15 protein-coding genes are annotated in these 15,898 nt (G+C 65.7%); 11 read left to right on the top strand and 4 right to left on the bottom strand.

Translation table 11 applies throughout. The features are described from left to right. Positions 1 to 88 precede the first annotated feature (88 nt). Positions 89 to 961: a LysR substrate-binding domain-containing protein gene (locus AC0SZ7_RS07170; RefSeq protein ID WP_475503729.1), complete on the top strand. Its 873-nt coding sequence runs from the start codon at positions 89 to 91 to the stop codon at positions 959 to 961. A 631-nt stretch (positions 962 to 1,592) separates the two neighbouring features. Here AC0SZ7_RS07170 and AC0SZ7_RS07165 read toward each other — a convergent pair. Both AC0SZ7_RS07165 and AC0SZ7_RS07160 read right to left on the bottom strand, forming a co-directional pair. Continuing rightward, a complete protein-coding gene (locus tag AC0SZ7_RS07165) occupies positions 1,593 to 1,847 on the bottom strand; it encodes a DUF3077 domain-containing protein (RefSeq protein WP_475503728.1) in 255 nt (84 codons plus the stop codon). An 83-nt stretch (positions 1,848 to 1,930) separates the two neighbouring features. Continuing rightward, positions 1,931 to 2,149 carry a hypothetical protein gene (locus AC0SZ7_RS07160; RefSeq protein WP_475503727.1) on the bottom strand — a complete coding sequence of 73 codons (219 nt, stop codon included), beginning with the start codon at positions 2,147 to 2,149 and terminating at the stop codon, positions 1,931 to 1,933. Between the two features lie 566 nt (positions 2,150 to 2,715). Between AC0SZ7_RS07160 and AC0SZ7_RS07155 the strand changes: the two genes are divergently transcribed. Then, complete coding sequence (locus AC0SZ7_RS07155) at positions 2,716 to 3,231, top strand: helix-turn-helix transcriptional regulator (RefSeq protein ID WP_475503726.1); 516 nt, start codon at positions 2,716 to 2,718, stop codon at positions 3,229 to 3,231. A gap of 169 nt (positions 3,232 to 3,400) precedes the next feature. Here the strand turns inward: AC0SZ7_RS07155 and AC0SZ7_RS07150 are convergent, their stop codons facing one another. Next, positions 3,401 to 4,108, bottom strand: a complete 708-nt coding sequence (locus AC0SZ7_RS07150; RefSeq protein ID WP_475503725.1) for a cupin domain-containing protein — start codon at positions 4,106 to 4,108, stop codon at positions 3,401 to 3,403. Between the two features lie 17 nt (positions 4,109 to 4,125). Beyond that, positions 4,126 to 4,953, bottom strand: coding sequence for a GNAT family N-acetyltransferase (locus tag AC0SZ7_RS07145; protein WP_475503724.1), 828 nt, complete (start codon positions 4,951 to 4,953; stop codon positions 4,126 to 4,128). Between the two features lie 502 nt (positions 4,954 to 5,455). Between AC0SZ7_RS07145 and AC0SZ7_RS07140 the strand changes: the two genes are divergently transcribed. From AC0SZ7_RS07140 to AC0SZ7_RS07100, 9 genes are all read left to right on the top strand, one after another. Next, positions 5,456 to 6,127: a haloacid dehalogenase type II gene (locus AC0SZ7_RS07140; protein WP_475503723.1), complete on the top strand. Its 672-nt coding sequence runs from the start codon at positions 5,456 to 5,458 to the stop codon at positions 6,125 to 6,127. Between the two features lie 64 nt (positions 6,128 to 6,191). Further along, entirely contained in the window at positions 6,192 to 7,466 is a 1,275-nt protein-coding gene (locus AC0SZ7_RS07135) for an NAD(P)/FAD-dependent oxidoreductase (RefSeq protein WP_475503722.1), read from the top strand. Between the two features lie 82 nt (positions 7,467 to 7,548). Beyond that, the gene (locus AC0SZ7_RS07130) at positions 7,549 to 9,192 is read left to right on the top strand and encodes an ABC transporter substrate-binding protein (protein WP_475503721.1); all 1,644 of its coding nucleotides are present in this window, start codon (positions 7,549 to 7,551) and stop codon (positions 9,190 to 9,192) included. Between the two features lie 171 nt (positions 9,193 to 9,363). Further along, the gene (locus AC0SZ7_RS07125) at positions 9,364 to 10,320 is read left to right on the top strand and encodes an ABC transporter permease (RefSeq protein WP_475503720.1); all 957 of its coding nucleotides are present in this window, start codon (positions 9,364 to 9,366) and stop codon (positions 10,318 to 10,320) included. Further along, positions 10,317 to 11,177 carry an ABC transporter permease gene (locus AC0SZ7_RS07120; protein WP_475503719.1) on the top strand — a complete coding sequence of 287 codons (861 nt, stop codon included), beginning with the start codon at positions 10,317 to 10,319 and terminating at the stop codon, positions 11,175 to 11,177. The genes AC0SZ7_RS07125 and AC0SZ7_RS07120 overlap by 4 nt, the downstream gene beginning before the upstream one ends. After that, a complete protein-coding gene (locus AC0SZ7_RS07115) occupies positions 11,178 to 13,022 on the top strand; it encodes an ABC transporter ATP-binding protein (RefSeq protein WP_475503718.1) in 1,845 nt (614 codons plus the stop codon). It begins immediately after the preceding gene. Then, entirely contained in the window at positions 13,019 to 13,327 is a 309-nt protein-coding gene (locus AC0SZ7_RS07110) for a (2Fe-2S)-binding protein (protein WP_475503717.1), read from the top strand. Before AC0SZ7_RS07115 ends, AC0SZ7_RS07110 begins: the two co-directional genes overlap by 4 nt. Next, positions 13,309 to 14,685 (top strand): FAD/NAD(P)-dependent oxidoreductase, encoded by a 1,377-nt coding sequence (locus AC0SZ7_RS07105; protein WP_475503716.1) that lies wholly within the window; start codon positions 13,309 to 13,311, stop codon positions 14,683 to 14,685. Before AC0SZ7_RS07110 ends, AC0SZ7_RS07105 begins: the two co-directional genes overlap by 19 nt. Continuing rightward, complete coding sequence (locus AC0SZ7_RS07100) at positions 14,682 to 15,893, top strand: NAD(P)/FAD-dependent oxidoreductase (protein WP_475503715.1); 1,212 nt, start codon at positions 14,682 to 14,684, stop codon at positions 15,891 to 15,893. The genes AC0SZ7_RS07105 and AC0SZ7_RS07100 overlap by 4 nt, the downstream gene beginning before the upstream one ends. Positions 15,894 to 15,898: the final 5 nt, after the last annotated feature.

Genomic DNA, 15,898 nt, shown 5'->3' with positions numbered 1-15,898 from the left:
CATGCGCCATGCCGCGCAGATTGGCGCTTTGCGATGGTGAATAAAAACGATTTATAGTGCCGTGAATCTGTGAGAAATCATCGTCTATATGAAACTGCCAGCGCTCACCGCCTTCCACTTCTTCACCGTCGCCGCCCAAACCCAGAGCTTCGTCCAGGCCGCCCGCCTGCTGCACGTCACCCACGGCGCCGTCAGCCGCCAGGTGCGGCTGCTGGAAGAAGGCATCGGCGTGGAGCTGTTCGACCGGCGCAACCGCGCCATCTTCCTCAACGACGCCGGCCGGCTGCTTTACAACGTCACCGGCCCGTTGTTCGAACAGCTCGAAGGCGCCGTCGACACCCTGCGCCGCGACGCTCGCGAAGAGGTGTTGGTTGTCTCCTGCGAGCCCACCATCGCCATGAAATGGCTCATCCCGCGCCTACCGAACTTCCACGCCGCCCACCCGCACCTGCAAGTGCAACTGCTGACCGCTGGCGGCCCCATCGACTTCGCCCGCACCGGCGCCGACGTGGCAGTGCGGCGCGATGACTTCTACTGGGGCGAGGCGCTTTACAGCGAAACCATCTGCGAAGAATGGATAGGCCCGGTGTGCACGCCAGCGCTATGGCCCGCAGGCCAACAGCTGGACGGCATGCGCCTGTTGCGCAGCAAGACCCGGCCGTTGGCGTGGGAGCATTGGCTGCGGTTGGCGGAAGTGGCCGCACCGGCATCGACGCGGTTGGAATACGAGCATTTCTACCTGTGCATCCAGGCGGCTGCGGCGGGGTTGGGGGTGGGGTTGTCGTCGTTCCTGATGGTGCAGGATGAACTGGCGGCGGGGCAGTTGGTGGCACCGTTCGGGTTTCAGCGAGATGGGTCGAAGTATTGCCTGCTGGCGCCGCGGGGGTTCGACGAGGGCGGGAAGGGATGGTTGTTCCTGCAGTGGATTCGCACACAGATGGCAGCGATAGAGCCCACGTAGCAGCTGCCGAAGGCTGCGTCCAGAGCTCAAGCCAAATTCCGAAACCAGCAAATTTCCCTTCCCCCAGCCATTTGATTTCGATTGGCCCTCAGCCCGTCTGGCGCGGAGCTGAGCCTGGTGGCGCCGATGGCATTAGCTGAGTTGCGAATAGCTGCTCGGTCGAAGAAGGGTAAACCGAGCTGCTGACCTGCTATTTACACTTAACCAAAACAACCCGACAAGTCCCCGGCGTCCCCCCGGACCTACCCGCATAAGTAGCGCAATCACGCACCGCCTTCCCCTCGGCAGCCTTTGCACTAGGCCCCCAAGCCAACCCGCCTTCACCCTGCGTAGGCAGCGCCTTCGCGTAACAGCGCGAACGATCGCTCGCGCATCCCGTCATCAGCAGGGCCAGCAAAGCGGGCAGCGCCCAGGTCAGAACGGTACGGCCGGTAATTGTGTTCATTGCGATTCCATACGGCAAAAAGCGGCGTCATCTGGCGGAGAAGCCAAACGTGAGGCAATCATTATGCGGCAGGTGGCGCGGACTAAAAGATGAATTCTCAGCGGGGGCGGCTTCAGGGCGGGGGTGTGGCTGAGGGCCAGCGCAGCCTGCGGCAGCGGCTACGGGCCGCTGCTGCAGGCGAAGGCGTTACTTCGCCGCAATCAGGGCGTCGACCAGGCCTTTGGCGCCTTCGATGTGGTGCAGGGTGGACCACACCAGGCCCTTTTCAACGCCGTCGCCGTCGGTGAGTTCGTAGGCGGAGTCGTAGGCGCAGCGCAGCATGTGCGCCAGGTGGCACAGTGCGTCCTCCAGGCTGATGCCGGCATTGACGCTGAAAAACGGCTGCTGCCGTGAGTCGCGCATGCCGAATGGCACTGCGGCGGTTTGCAGAAATTCGCTCATGTTCAATATCCCTTTGTATAAACCAGCGTGGCGGCCCGGCGCGTAGGTGAAGTGGGGCAGCCACGTGCAGCGCGTTGCGATTATCAGGCTTTACGCCAGCGCCAGAATTGCCACCATCGAGTGGGTGCGCGGGTGAGGAGGGCTGCGTTGCGTCGTGCGACCTCCAGCAGGGTGCTTTGATGCACGAAATATTCAACCACACGCTTGGGGTCTGACTCGATGCGGGGCAAAGGGAAGGCGTAGAGCGGGTGATCGGGGGTGAGCTTTTTGCTGAAAGGTGGATCGGGTGTTGGCTTGACCATGATGGAACTCCCAACGGATGGAAAGACCCTCCACTGCATCGTGACCAAACGAATAGGTGGCGGCTGTGCGAGGGTTGGTCAACCGGAGTTGGGCACCCGGCGCATCCGAGGATGCCCCGCGCACAGCTGCCATAAAACTTCACACTCGCCGTAATGGCGAGCATGGATGGCGACGCTGGTGCGCCCAATTCCCGGGTGACCAAACCCGGCCGCTCTTGTGCAGCGGTGGCGGGAGGTTAGTCAGCGAGGAATGCAGGCGCAAGTGTGAAAATGTAAGCTAATTATACGATTATCGCTGAATTTGTAGGAAATTTCCTAGGAATTTCCTGATGGTGTTTGTTTCTGAAGATGTGCTGGGGACCGGGACGCAGCCTGGCGGCAGCTGCTACGGGAGAAGTGGGTGGCAGCTGTGTGCGGGTTGGTCAACCGGAATTAGGCCACCGGCGCATCCGAAGACGCCCCACACACAGCCCTCAGCTTGTCCATGGGCTCGGTGTATGCCATGGTTGTCGCCTGACAACCAATTACCTCGCGCCATGCCAGCACCAAGCCACGGAGCAACAGAGATGGAATTTACCTTCACTCTCAAGTACCACCTACCCACCCACGATACCGACACCGACGCACTTACCGAGCGCCTGGCAGAGCAGGGGTGTGACGATGCATTGGTAGGCGTAGGCCAGCCCGGGCGACTGGGGCTCGAATTTGTACGCGAAGCCGCTTCGGCCAGGGAAGCGGTTGAAAGCGCGTTGGCGGATGTTCAGCGGGCGGTACCCGAAGCCCTATTGATTGAGGCAACGCCCGACCTCGTGGGACTTACCGATGTTGCCGAGGTGATGGGGGTAACGCGGCAGAACATGCGCAAGCTGGTGATCAGTTATCCAACCTTTCCAACGCCGGTGCATGAAGGCAGCTCTGCGATCTGGCATCTGGCCGAGGTGCTGGGGTGGATGGAGGGTAAGGGATACCAGCAGGTTCCGCGCGTTGTCCTGGATGTGGCGCGTGTGGCGATGCAGGTGAATATCAGGAAGGAAAATGCGCGTGTGGCGGGTGATCCTGCGATGGCCGTTCTGGCGTTTTAAGCGTCTGCGGGCCAGCGCAGCCTGACGGCAGCGGCTACGCGAAATCTGTAGCAGCGGCCGCAGGCCGCGTCACGGGCGCCGTGGTCCGGCAGGCACACCGAGGTGCTCTTTTCGCGGGCAGAGCCCACTCCCACAGCAGTGCCAACCCCACAGGTTGCATTGGGATGACTCACGTCACCGCGTAGTATTTACGCACATAGCTCGTACTCAACCATCCACAAGAAGTGCCCTTGGCCACAAACACCGTATCCCCGGCATGCACCACCAGTTCCTCGCCACCAGCCAACCGCAGCGTCACTTTCCCTTCGGTCAGGTGCATGAACTCGTGGCACAAATGCCCACGGCCATGGCGCTCATAAGCCGTCGAATCCCACACGCCAACGCGTAACGGGCACTCTTCGAACGCCCCCTGCGCCCGGCACTGCGGCGCGCGGCTGATCAGTATCTTGTCATCGGGCGGCGCCGACGGGCTCAGGTGCAAGTCGCGATGCACCACGGTCAAGCCAGGTACCACCGCAGCCTCGGAGCGCGTGGCGGCAAACCAGGCCCATAGCCCATCGGCGCTGGCGTCCAGTGAAAACGCCGTACCCCGCGCAATGACCAGGCAACCCCCGGCCTTCAGCACAATCGTCTGTTCGCCGCTGGTGAACTTCAGTTCGCCTTCGTGCACTACCAGCGTCTCGGTGAACGGGTAGGCCGCCACGTCATACCGGCCAGAGACTGCCGCCAGCCCTGCGGCGTACCCCTGTTCATCGCTGAATACGGTGCTGCGATGCGCACCGAACGGGTCGCCCTCGGCCAGCCCGCCGGCTTCACCGCTTTGAAAGGCGGCACGGCCATCCGCAAACGCCAACACCACTGCAACTGAACCCGACATGTCACTTCCTCGATTAATCAACCAATGGCCTGTGTCACCAACGCGAACGGCTGTACGCCTTCGCACGCCTGCGGAATTTCGCCGCGGCTCATGCAGGTGACGGTGTCTATGGCGGGCAGGCCGACGCTGTCCAGGTAGCCTTCCAGGCCGCAACCCACGGGGATGTCGATGCGCACGAAGGCATCCGGCACGGTGGCCAGCAGCTGCGCGATCAATGCCTGCGCCTGCGCAGCATTTTGTGCCACCACCGGGCCGATGCAGCGGCCACGACCGAAGGGCCGCAGTACCGCAAACGCCTGCAGCTGGCCGTCCACATCAAGGCCCACGGCCTGCTCGATGTCGGGGAATACGGCGTGCATCACCGCGCCGCGGTCCAGGCCGGTGGCGGCGCTGGCCAGGTAGCTCATGCGCGGGTGATCGTCTGCGCTCAGGGTGCGGCCAGCAGAAGCTGCTGCAACCACGCCAACGGTACCCTGGCGCTGCTGGATCTGCCCGAACTCGACGAAGCCCATTTTCCGGTACAGCGGTGCGCCGGCCACGGTGGCATTCAATAGCGCGGTGCGCGGGCCCACGCTGTCCAGCGCCAGGTCCATCAGGCGGCGGCCGATGCCGTGGCCCTGGTATTCATCGCTGACGATGACCAGGCCAATGGTCGACCAGCCGCCCTGGTGGCAGGCGAAGGCCGAGCCGATGACGCGGCCCTGGTCCAGGGCCACGAAGCCGTCTGCCACGCTTTGCAGCATGGCCCAGTCCTGGGCGCGGTGCGGCCATTTCAAGGCGACGGATAAAGCATGGGCGGCCGGCACGTCGGCGGCGGTCATGGCGCGGTACTGGTAATCAGTCATGCAAAGGCTCCGTTTGAGTCGCGATGGCGCCTTGTATCGCACCTGCGGCAAGGGGGTGGCAATAGGGCAGGGCAAGTTCGGCAGATTGTGCAGCGCCATGACGGCCGAGCCACATTAACTGCTTCAACCCGGACGGCCGCCAGCAGTAAATACCAGGCACACGCCATGTTAAGGCCTGTGAACCTACCTGGCGCCCGTCTTGCATTGGTCTACGCTGACGCAGATTCTGCTGTGGTTTATTGGGGCCGCCCGCGCCATCCCCGTATTTCGGGCCCAAAACAGCGCACTTTTTTGCGGTTTGCCCGCGTGTGGAGCAGGAAGCACGCTCTGCTGCCGGAACGCGTCAAAACGGTTTTTTGTGTTTTCAAGGCTGCGCTTTAAACGCCATCTGCTGAATTCACGGTGTTGTAATGAAGTCGCTGCGCAACGGAGGGGTTGCCCTCCTTAGGACTGTATACCGGGCCTTTGCGCCACAGACTTCCACGAACTCAGGAACGGCACCATGAGCTTTCTTCGCCCTAAATTCATTACCTTCGACTGCTACGGCACCCTCACCAACTTCCACATGGGCACCATGACCCGCGAGCTGTTCGCCGACCGCGTGCCGGCAGAAAAGATGGACGCCTTCGTCAAGAGTTTCTCGGCCTACCGCCTGGATGAAGTGATGGGCGACTGGCAGCCCTACGACGTGATTCTCAAGAACGCCCTGGAGCGCACCTGCAAACGCTGGAACGTGGCATTCAAGGAAGCCGAGGCGCGCCTGTACTACGACGCCGTGCCTACCTGGGGCCCGCACCCGGACGTCACCGCCGGCCTTGCGAAAATCGCCGACAAGATCCCGCTGGTGATTTTCTCCAACGCCAGCGACTCGCAAATCATGTCCAACGTCGACAAGCTGGGCGTGCCGTTCCACAAGGTGTTCACCGCCGACCAGGCCAAGGTCTACAAGCCGCGCCTGGCCGCCTTCGAGTTCATGCTGGACAACCTGGGCTGTGGCCCGGAAGACGTGCTGCACGTGTCCTCCAGCTTCCGTTATGACCTGTTCTCGGCCCACGACATGGGCATCAAGAACAAGGCCTTCGTCGCCCGTGGCCACGAGCCTGCGGCCAACGCCAGCTACGAGTACAACCAGATCGCCGACATTGGCGGGCTGCCGGGCCTGGTCGGTCTCTGACCCTTGCCCCTGGCTGCCACCGGTGGTGGCAGCTGCATTCAACCGTGGCCCGCAGGAGCAATACATGAGCAGTGAATCCTACTGGTTGGACACCGCACCGGCCTTTGGCCTTGGCCAGGTTGGCCCTGTTGAAGGGCAGGTGGACGTGGCCATTGTCGGCGGCGGCTTTACCGGCCTGTCGGCGGCCCGCGCGCTGGCGATGAAGGGCGCACGGGTGGCGGTGTTCGAGGCGGGCCGGGTGATTGGCGAGGCGTCTGGCCGCAACGGTGGCCAGTGCAACACGGGGGTAGCCCAGGATTACGCGGCGCTGTCGGCCAAGCTGGGCGCCACCCAGGCGCGCGAGTTCTACCAGGCGTATGAAAGCGCGGTGGCCAGCGTTGACGAGATTGTGCGCAGCGAAGGCATCGCCTGCGACTACCAGCGCAACGGCAAGTTGAAGCTGGCGGCCAAGCCCGAGCATTTTGCCGGCATGGCCAAGACTTATGAGTTGATTCGCCGCGAGGTGGACGCCGACGTCGAGCTGCTGTCGGCAGGGGATGTACGCCGCGAGGTGGACTCGGATCAATTTCACGGCGGCCTGTTGCAGCGCAACGGCGTGCAGATGCACGTGGGGCGTTTCGGCGTGGGCCTGGCCGAGGCGGCGGCGCGCAAGGGCGCGCTGATTTTTGAGCAGGCGGCGGTCAGCCAGTGGCAGGCCAGCGCAGGCGGCTACCAGGTGCACACCGCGCGCGGTTCGGTGCAGGCCGGGCAGTTGCTGCTGGCCTCCGGGGCATCGCAGGTGGGTGACTTGAACTGGTACCGCCGGCGCATGGCGCCCGTGGGCAGCTTCATCATCGTCACCGAGGTGCTGCCCCAGGCGGTGCTGACGCGCTTGCTGCCGGCCCAGCGCTCGTACGTGACCAGCCGCATCATCGGCAACTATTTCCGCGTTACCCCCGACAACCGCCTGCTGTTCGGCGGCCGGGCGCGCTTTGCCATGTCCAGCCCACGCTCGGATGCGAAAAGCGGCGAGATTCTGCGCGCCGCCCTGGCGCAGATGTTCCCCGAGCTTGCCCAGGTGCGCATCGACTATTGCTGGGGCGGCCTTGTGGACATGACTGCCGACCGCTTGCCGCGTGCAGGCTCCCACGACGGCATTTTCCACTCCATGGGCTACAGCGGCCATGGCGTGCAGATGTCGGTGCACATGGGCCGGGTGATGGCCGATGTGCTGGACGGCAACGCTGCCGCCAACCCGTGGCGCAGCCTGGATTGGCCGGCCATTCCGGGGCATTTCGGCAAGCCGTGGTTCTTGCCGTTGGTGGGCGCGTATTACCGCCTGCAGGACCACTTGCACTGATTGAACCTGCTTTCGCTTCAAGCACGTTCGCGGTCAACCGCGAGCCCTTCGTGTAACCCGATTATCGACAGGTAGAACCGACATGACAGACAAAAAGGTCGAATCCCAGCTCATCACCGGCCCCGACAGTGTGCGTATTTTCGAAGGCTTGAACCGTGGCATGTCGCGCCGTGAAGCGCTGCGCATGCTGGGTGTGGCGGGCATCATGGCCAGCAGCGTGGGCGGTTTGCTGGGCGGCGCAGGTTCGGTGTTCGCCGCCGAGGCGGATGCAGGCGCCGCTACCATGGGCAAGAAGGGGGGGCGCATTCGGGTGGCGGGCATGTCCTCGTCCACCGCCGACACCCTTGACCCGGCCAAGGGCGCGCTGTCCACCGACTACGCCCGTCAGTACATGTTCTACAACGGCCTGACCCGTTTCGACTCGCACCTGGTGCCGCAGCTGGAACTGGCCGAGAAAATCGACCATACCGACGCCAGCCTGTGGATCATCACCCTGCGCAGCGGCATCACCTTCCACAACGGCAAGTCGCTGACCGCCGATGACGTGGTGTTCTCGCTGGCCCGCCACAAAGACCCGGCCACTGGCTCCAAGGTGATGCCGCTGATGGAGCAGTTCGCCGAGATCAAGGCCACCGGCCCGCTGGAAGTGCAGATCAAGCTGACTGCACCGAACGCCGAGCTGCCGTCGATCCTGGCGGTGTCGCACCTGTTGATCGTGCCGGCCGGCACCACCGACTTCAACCTGGGCATCGGCACCGGGCCGTTCACCGTCAAGGAGTTCCGCCCAGGCGTGCGTTCGGTGGCGGCGCGCAACCCCAACTACTGGAAGCCGGGCCTGCCGTACCTGGACGAGATCGAGTTCATTGCCATCTCCGACGAGCCGTCGCGGGTGAACGCGCTGCTGTCGGGCGACGTGCACATGATCAACGAGGTCAACCCGCGCTCCACCCAGCGCATCGCTGCCAGCGCCGGGCACAAGGTGGTGGACGCGCCGTCGGGCAACTACACCGACATGATTTTGCGCCAGGACCAGATGCCTACCCAGAACGCCGATTTCAGCCAGGCCATGAAGTACCTGCTGGACCGCGAACAGGTGAAGTCGGCGGTGTTCCGTGGCTACGCGGTGGTGGGCAACGACCACCCCATTGCGCCGGGCTCGCGCTACTACAACGCCGACCTGCCGCAAACCCCGTACGACCCGGACAAGGCGCGCTTCCTGCTGAAGAAAGCCGGCATGAGCAGCGTGAAGATGCCGCTGGTGGCGTCGCCGGCGGCCACAGGTTCCGTGGACATGGCGGTGCTGCTGCAGCAGTCGGCCAAGCAGGCAGGCCTGGACCTGACCGTGAACCGCCTGCCGCCGGACGGGTACTGGTCCAACCACTGGATGAAGCACCCCATCAGCTTCGGCAACATCAACCCGCGGCCGAACGCCGACATCATCTTCTCGCAGTTCTTCCAGTCCACCGCGCCGTGGAACGAATCGGGCTGGAAGAACGAGCAGTTCGACCAGTTGCTGATGACCGCGCGCGGCGAGACCGACGACGCCAAGCGCAGCCAGATGTACAAGGACATGCAGACCCTGGTGCACGACCACTGCGGCATCGGCATTCCGGTGTTCATCAGCAACATCGACGGCGTGGATGCGCGCATCAAGGGCTACGGCAGCAACCCGCTGGGCGGCTTCATGGGCTACATGTTCGCCGAGCAGGTGTGGCTGGACGCGTGACCTGAGCTTTAGCGGGCCTGTGGGAGCTGGCTTGCCAGCGAGCTTTTCCAGGTCCCCAAAAGCCTGGTGTTTGCGGGGGGGGGGGGCCGGGGGCGGCCCCGCGTGTTTTCCCCGCCCCCCAAAAGCTCGCGGGCAAGCCAGCTCCCACAAAAACGGTGCAGGAGACGTACCATGCACAACACTCTGTACTGGCTGATCGCGCGGCGCCTGGGGCTGGTGGCCCTGACGCTGCTGATTGTGTCGATGGTGGTGTTCGCCATCACCGCGGTGCTGCCCGGCGACGCCGCGCAACAGGCCCTGGGCCAGTTCGCCACGCCTGAACAGGTGGCGGCGCTGCGCACCCAGCTGGGCCTGGACCAGCCCGGCATCGTCCGTTACCTGCACTGGCTGGGTGGCCTGGTCACCGGCCACCTGGGCGAGTCGGTGTCCAACGCCATGCCGGTCAGCGAGCTGATGGCCGGGCGGCTGCCCAACACCCTGATGCTGGCGGCCGTGACCGCGCTGGTGTCGGTGCCGGTGGCGCTGACCCTGGGCATCGTCTCGGCCATGCGCCGTGGCGGGCGCCTGGACAGTGTGCTGAGCTTCTGCACCCTGACCCTGGTGGCCGTGCCGGAATTTCTGGTGGCGACCCTGGCGGTGCTGATTTTCGCCGTCAAGCTGCGCTGGCTGTCGGCCTTGTCGTTCGCCGCCGAGGTGCACACGCCGATGGAATTCCTGCGCGCCTATGCCTTGCCGGTCGTCACCCTGTGCTGCGTGATCGTGGCGCAGATGGCGCGCATGACCCGCGCCGCGGTCATCGACCAACTCGACAGCCCCTACGTGGAAATGGCCCGCCTGAAGGGTGCCAGCCCCGTGCGCATCGTGCTGCGCCATGCCTTGCCCAACGCCATCGGCCCCATCGTCAACGCCGTGGCGCTGAGCCTGTCGTACCTGCTGGGCGGCGTGGTCATCGTCGAGACCATCTTCAACTACCCCGGCATCGCCAGCCTGATGGTGGACGCGGTCACCAACCGTGACATGGCCCTGGTGCAGGCCTGCACCATGCTGTTTTGCGCCGCCTACCTTGCGCTGGTGCTGGTGGCCGACGTGGTGGCAATCATCTCCAACCCGAGGCTGAGACAGCGATGAACAACGTGATTGGCAAGACCGCTGGTTTCAAACCCCTGGCCCGCCCGCGCACCCCGGTGCTGGGCGTGGTGGGCGCCGTGGTGTGCCTGTTCTGGCTGCTGGTGGCCATATTCGGCGGCCTGCTGGCGCCCCACGGCGTGGGTGACGTGATCTCCAACAACGTCTTCGACGACCTGGGCCGCGCCTTCCCGCTGGGCACCGACTACCTGGGCCGCGACATGCTCAGCCGCGTGCTGATCGGCGCGCGTTTCACCGTCGGCCTGGCGCTGGTGGCGGCGGTGCTGGCCAGCACCGTGGGCACCGCGCTGGCGCTGTTGTCGGTGGTGTCGTCGCGCTGGCTGGACGGCTGCGTCAGCCGCATCATGGACGCGCTCATCTCCATCCCCAGCAAGATGCTGGCGCTGGTGGTGGTGTCGGCGTTCGGCGCCTCGGTGGAGCTGCTGATCGCCACGGCGGTGCTCAGCTACGCGCCGGGCTGCTACCGCATTGCCCGTAGCCTGGCCACCAACATTGAAGCGCTGGAATACGTGCAGGTGGCACGCACCCGTGGCGAGCCGCGCTGGTACATTGCCTGCGTGGAAATTCTGCCGAACATGCTCAACCCGGTGCTCACCGACCTGGGGCTGCGCTTCGGCTTCATCGTACTGCTGCTCAGCGGCATGAGCTTCCTGGGCCTGGGCGTGCAGCCACCGGACGCCGACCTGGGTTCGCTGGTGCGCGAAAACATCGGCGGCCTGAGCCAGGGTGCACCGGCGCTGGTGATTCCAGCGCTGGCCATCGGCTCCATGACCGTGGGCATCAACCTGCTGATCGACAGCATTTCCAGCCGTCGCCAGCGCAGCAAGGGAGGGCACTGAATGAGCCATCTCATCCAAGTCAAAGACCTGCGGGTGAATGCCTGTGGCGACCACGGCGAGACCGAGATCGTCAAAGGCGTGAGTTTCAACCTGGAACGCGGCGAGGTGCTGGCGCTGATCGGTGAGTCCGGTTCGGGCAAGACCACCATCGCCCTGTCGTTGCTGGGCTATGCCCGCCGCGGCTGCCGCATTGCCGGTGGCCAGGTGCGGGTGGGCGACGACGACCTGCTGGCCCTGAGCGAAAGCGAGCTGCAGGCCCTGCGTGGCAACCGTGTGTGCTACGTGGCGCAAAGCGCGGCCGCAGCCTTCAACCCGGCGCAGAAGCTGATTGACCAGGTGCTGGAAGGCGCGCTGATTCACGGCGTGGGCGGCACTCGCGAGCATCTGCGGGTGAAGGCCATCGAGCTGTTCCGCGACCTGGCCCTGCCAGACCCGGAACACATCGGCGAGCGCTACCCGCACCAGGTGTCGGGCGGACAGTTGCAGCGCATCATGGCGGCCATGGCGCTGATCAGCGACCCGCTGCTGGTGGTGCTCGACGAGCCCACCACGGCGCTCGACGTGACCACCCAGATCGACGTGCTGCGCGCCTTCAAGCGTGTGGTGCGCGAGCGCGGCGCCACGGCGGTGTACGTCAGCCACGACCTGGCGGTGGTGGCGCAGATGGCCGACCAGATCATCGTGCTCAACGGCGGGCAGATCCTTGAAGACAACGGCACCGCCGCGCTGCTCAAGTCGCCCAACCACGAATACACCCGCAGCCTGCTGGACGCCGCGCGGCCGGCGGCAAAAATTCGCGTGGACGACGTGGCGCGCGGCAACACGCCGCTGCTGACCATCAAGGGCATGACCGCCGGCTACGGCCCGCGCGACCTGCACGGGCTGCCGCGCATTCGCGTGCTGGAAGACGTCGACCTTACCCTGCACCGTGGCCAGGCCATGGGCATCATCGGTGAGTCGGGCTCGGGCAAGTCGACCCTGGCACGGGTGGTGGCCGGGCTGCTGCAACCGGCGCGCGGCGAAGTGCTGTTCGACGGCCAGCCGTTGTCCGGCGACCTCAAGGGCCGCAGCGCCGACCAGTTCCGCCGCATCCAGATGGTGTTCCAGAACGCCGACACGGCGCTGAACCCCATGCACAGCATCGCCAACATCCTCGGCCGGCCGCTGCGCGCCTACCACGGCCTGAAAGGCGCGGCGCAGCGCAAGCGCATCGATGAGCTGCTGGACCTGGTGAAGCTGCCGCGCAGCATCGCCGAGCGCCGCCCCGGTGCCTTGTCGGGCGGGCAGAAGCAGCGCGTCAACCTGGCACGGGCGCTGGCGGCCAAGCCGGACCTGATTTTGTGCGACGAGGTCACCTCGGCGCTGGACACCGTGGTGGGCGCGGCCATCCTGGAGTTGCTGGCCGAACTGCGCCGCGAGCTGAAGGTGTCGTACCTGTTCATCAGCCACGACATTTCCACCGTGCGCGCCCTGTGCGACGACGTGGCGGTGATGTACAGCGGCCACATCGTCGAGAGCGGCAGCCGCCAGGCCCTGGCCCAGGCGCCGTTCCACCCCTATACCAACCTGCTGATCAATTCGGTGCCGGCGTTGCGCCAGGGCTGGCTGGAAAGCACGGCGGTGGCCTGCAAGCTGCCGCCCATCAGCGCGCCCACCGCCAACCAGCGCGAGCTGTGCACCTTCCTCAACCGCTGCCCGCTGCGCGTGGAAGGCCTGTGCAACCACACCGCGCCCAACCGCCGCGCCATTGTCGGCGGCAGCGAGATCCTCTGCCACCTGGACAGCCCGCAGCTGGCCGCTGGCCAACCGACCCTCATTTTGCCCACCCAGGGAGCCTACGCATGAGTGCCCGTTTTGTCCGCCTGGCCGAGCAGCAACGCCCGGCCGTTCACCTCAAGGTCGATGGCCAGCCGGTGCAGGCGCTGGAAGGCGACACGCTGATGGTGGCGCTGCTGACCTGCGGCGACAGCCTGCGCGGCTCGGAATTCGACAACGGCCGCCGGGCCGGCTTTTGCCTGATGGGCGCCTGCCAGGACTGCTGGGTATGGACCCGCAGCGGCGAGCGCCTGCGCGCCTGCAGCCAGGACGTGCGCGACGGCCTGGACATTCTCACCTCACAACCGGAGGCACTATGGCCACTGCGCGGGTAACCATTGTAGGTGCCGGGCCTGCGGGCATCCGCTGCGCCGAGACCCTGCTGGCTGCGGGCATCCGCCCGACGCTGGTGGACGAGGGCCGCCGCGCCGGCGGGCAGATCTACCGGCGCCAGCCCGAAGGCTTCAAGCGTGATTACACGCAGTTGTACGGCAGCGAGGCGGGCAAGGCGCGCGCCCTGCACGAACGCTTCGACCAGCTGCGCGAGCAACTGGACTACCGCCCCGACACCCTGGTGTGGAACCTGGCCGACCAGCAGCTGTGCTGCGCCAGCCAGGGCCGGCATTCGGCGCTGGACTACGACGCGCTGGTGCTGTGCACCGGCGCCACCGACCGGCTGCTGCCGGTACACGGCTGGCAGCTGGCGGGCACCTACAGCCTGGGCGGCGCGCAGATCGCGCTGAAGGCCCAGGCGGTGTCCATCGGCGCCAGCGTGGTGTTCATGGGCACCGGGCCGCTGCTGTACCTGGTGGCCAGCCAGTACGTGAAAGCCGGCGCCAAGGTGGTGGCGGTGCTCGACACCTCGCCGTTGTATTCGCGGTTGAAAGCCACGCCCAAGCTGATGGCGCGCCCCGGCGTGCTGGCCACCGGCATCAGCCTGCTGGCGGGCCTGTACCAGGCCGGCATCGCGGTGCACCTGGGCGTCACGCCGCTGCAGATTCACGGCGACGAACGCACCGGTGTCGAAGGCGTGACCGTGCGCACCGGCAAGGGCGCGCTGCTGCGCGTGGCCTGCGACGCGGTGGCCCTGGGTTACCACCTGCGCCCGGAAACCCAACTGGCGGACCTGGCCGGCTGCGCCTTCGCCTTCGACGAGGCCTCCGGGCAGTGGCTGCTGCAGACCGACGAAGACGGCCGCACCTCGCTGGCCAACGTCTACGCTGCCGGTGACGGCGCGCGCATTCGCGGCGCCGACGCGGCGGAAGCGGCGGGGCGCCTGGCGGCCCTGGCGTTGCTCAAGGACCTGGGCCTGCCAGTGGCCGACGACGCCGTGGCCACCCAGCGTCGCATTTTGGCGCAGATGGACCGCTTCCGCCTCGGCCTGACCCAGGCCTTCCCGTGGCCGGCGGCCCAGGTTGAATACCTGCCGGATGAGGCCATCGTCTGCCGTTGCGAGATGATCAGCGCCGGTGAGCTGCGTGGCGTGGTGCGCGAAAAGGGCGCCTGCGAGGTCAACCGCGCCAAGGCCTTCAGCCGTGTGGGCATGGGCCGTTGCCAGGGCCGTTACTGCTCCCAGGCCGGCGCCGAAATCATCGCCGCCGAGGCCGGCGTGCCGGTCAGGGAAGTGGGCCGCCAGCGCGGTCAGGCGCCGGTAAAACCGCTGACCCTGAGCTTGCAGGAGGTACAGGCATGACTACCCGACAGGCCGATGTAGTGATTGTGGGCGGCGGCTTCATGGGCGCCGCTGCGGCGTTTTTCCTGCGCGAGCACGGGCGCTCGGTGATTCTGCTGGAGCGCGACCAGATCGGCCAGTACGCCAGCGGCGTCAACTTCGGCAACGTCCGCCGCCAGGGCCGCTACTTGTGCCAGCTGGAACTGTCGAACCGCTCGTTCCACCTGTGGAAACGCCTGCCGGAGCTTATCGGCGAAGACCTGGAGTTCCTGCCCAGCGGCCACATGCGCGTGTGCTACGACGCCGCGCACATCGCCGACCTTGAGGCCTACGCCCAGGCGCCAGAAGCCCGCGAGTTGGACCTGCAGATTTTCAGCGGCAAGGCCCTGCACGAACGCTTTCCGTTCCTGGGCCCGGACGTGCAGGGCGGCTCCTACGCCCCCCACGACGGCCATGCCAACCCGCGCCTGGCCGCCCCGGCCTTCGCCCGCGCGGCCATTCGCGCCGGCGCCACGGTGCATGAACGCACCGAGGTGCGCGAGGTGCAGAAGGTGGGCGGCGATTTTCACATCGATACCACCGACGGCCGCCGCTTCAGCGCGCCGAACCTGCTGGTGACTGCCGGCGCCTGGGGCGACAAGCTTGCGGCGCAGTTCGGCGAGCCGGTGCCGCTGGAGACCAACGGCCCGCAAATGGCCGTCACCGAGCCAGTGCCTTATGCGCTGAAGACGGTGATTGGCGTGTACACGAAGATTCCCGAAGAAGTGATCTACTTCCGCCAGATCGCCCGTGGCAACATCGTCATCGGTGGCGGCTACCGCAGCAAGCCGGACATGCTCAACCGTCGCGCCCACGTGGAGCCGCGCAGCATCCTCAACCAGATCAGCCAGATGCGCCGGCTGGTGCCGGGTATTGCGCCGTTGAACATCATCCGCGTGTGGAGCGGCATCGAGAGCTACACCCCCGACTCGTTGCCGATCATGGGCCCCAGCGGCCAGGTCGATGGCCTGTACTACGCCTTCGGCTTCTGCGGCGCCGGCTTCCAGCTGGGCCCGGGCGTGGGCGCGGTAATGGCCGAACTGATTGCCACGGGCAGCACCAGCACGCGTATCCATGACTTCCACATCAACCGCTTCGCCTCTGTGGGAGCTGGCTTGCCGGCGAGCTTTTCAGGGGCCCAACAGCTCGCTGGCAAGCCAGCTCCCACAAAAACGGCCCCTACAGCGTGAAAATC

The sequence above is a fragment of the Pseudomonas sp. JC1203 genome (assembly GCF_056175065.1).
The sequence above is the reverse complement of the archived record's forward strand: the minus strand, read 5'-3'. Positions and strand labels throughout refer to the sequence as shown.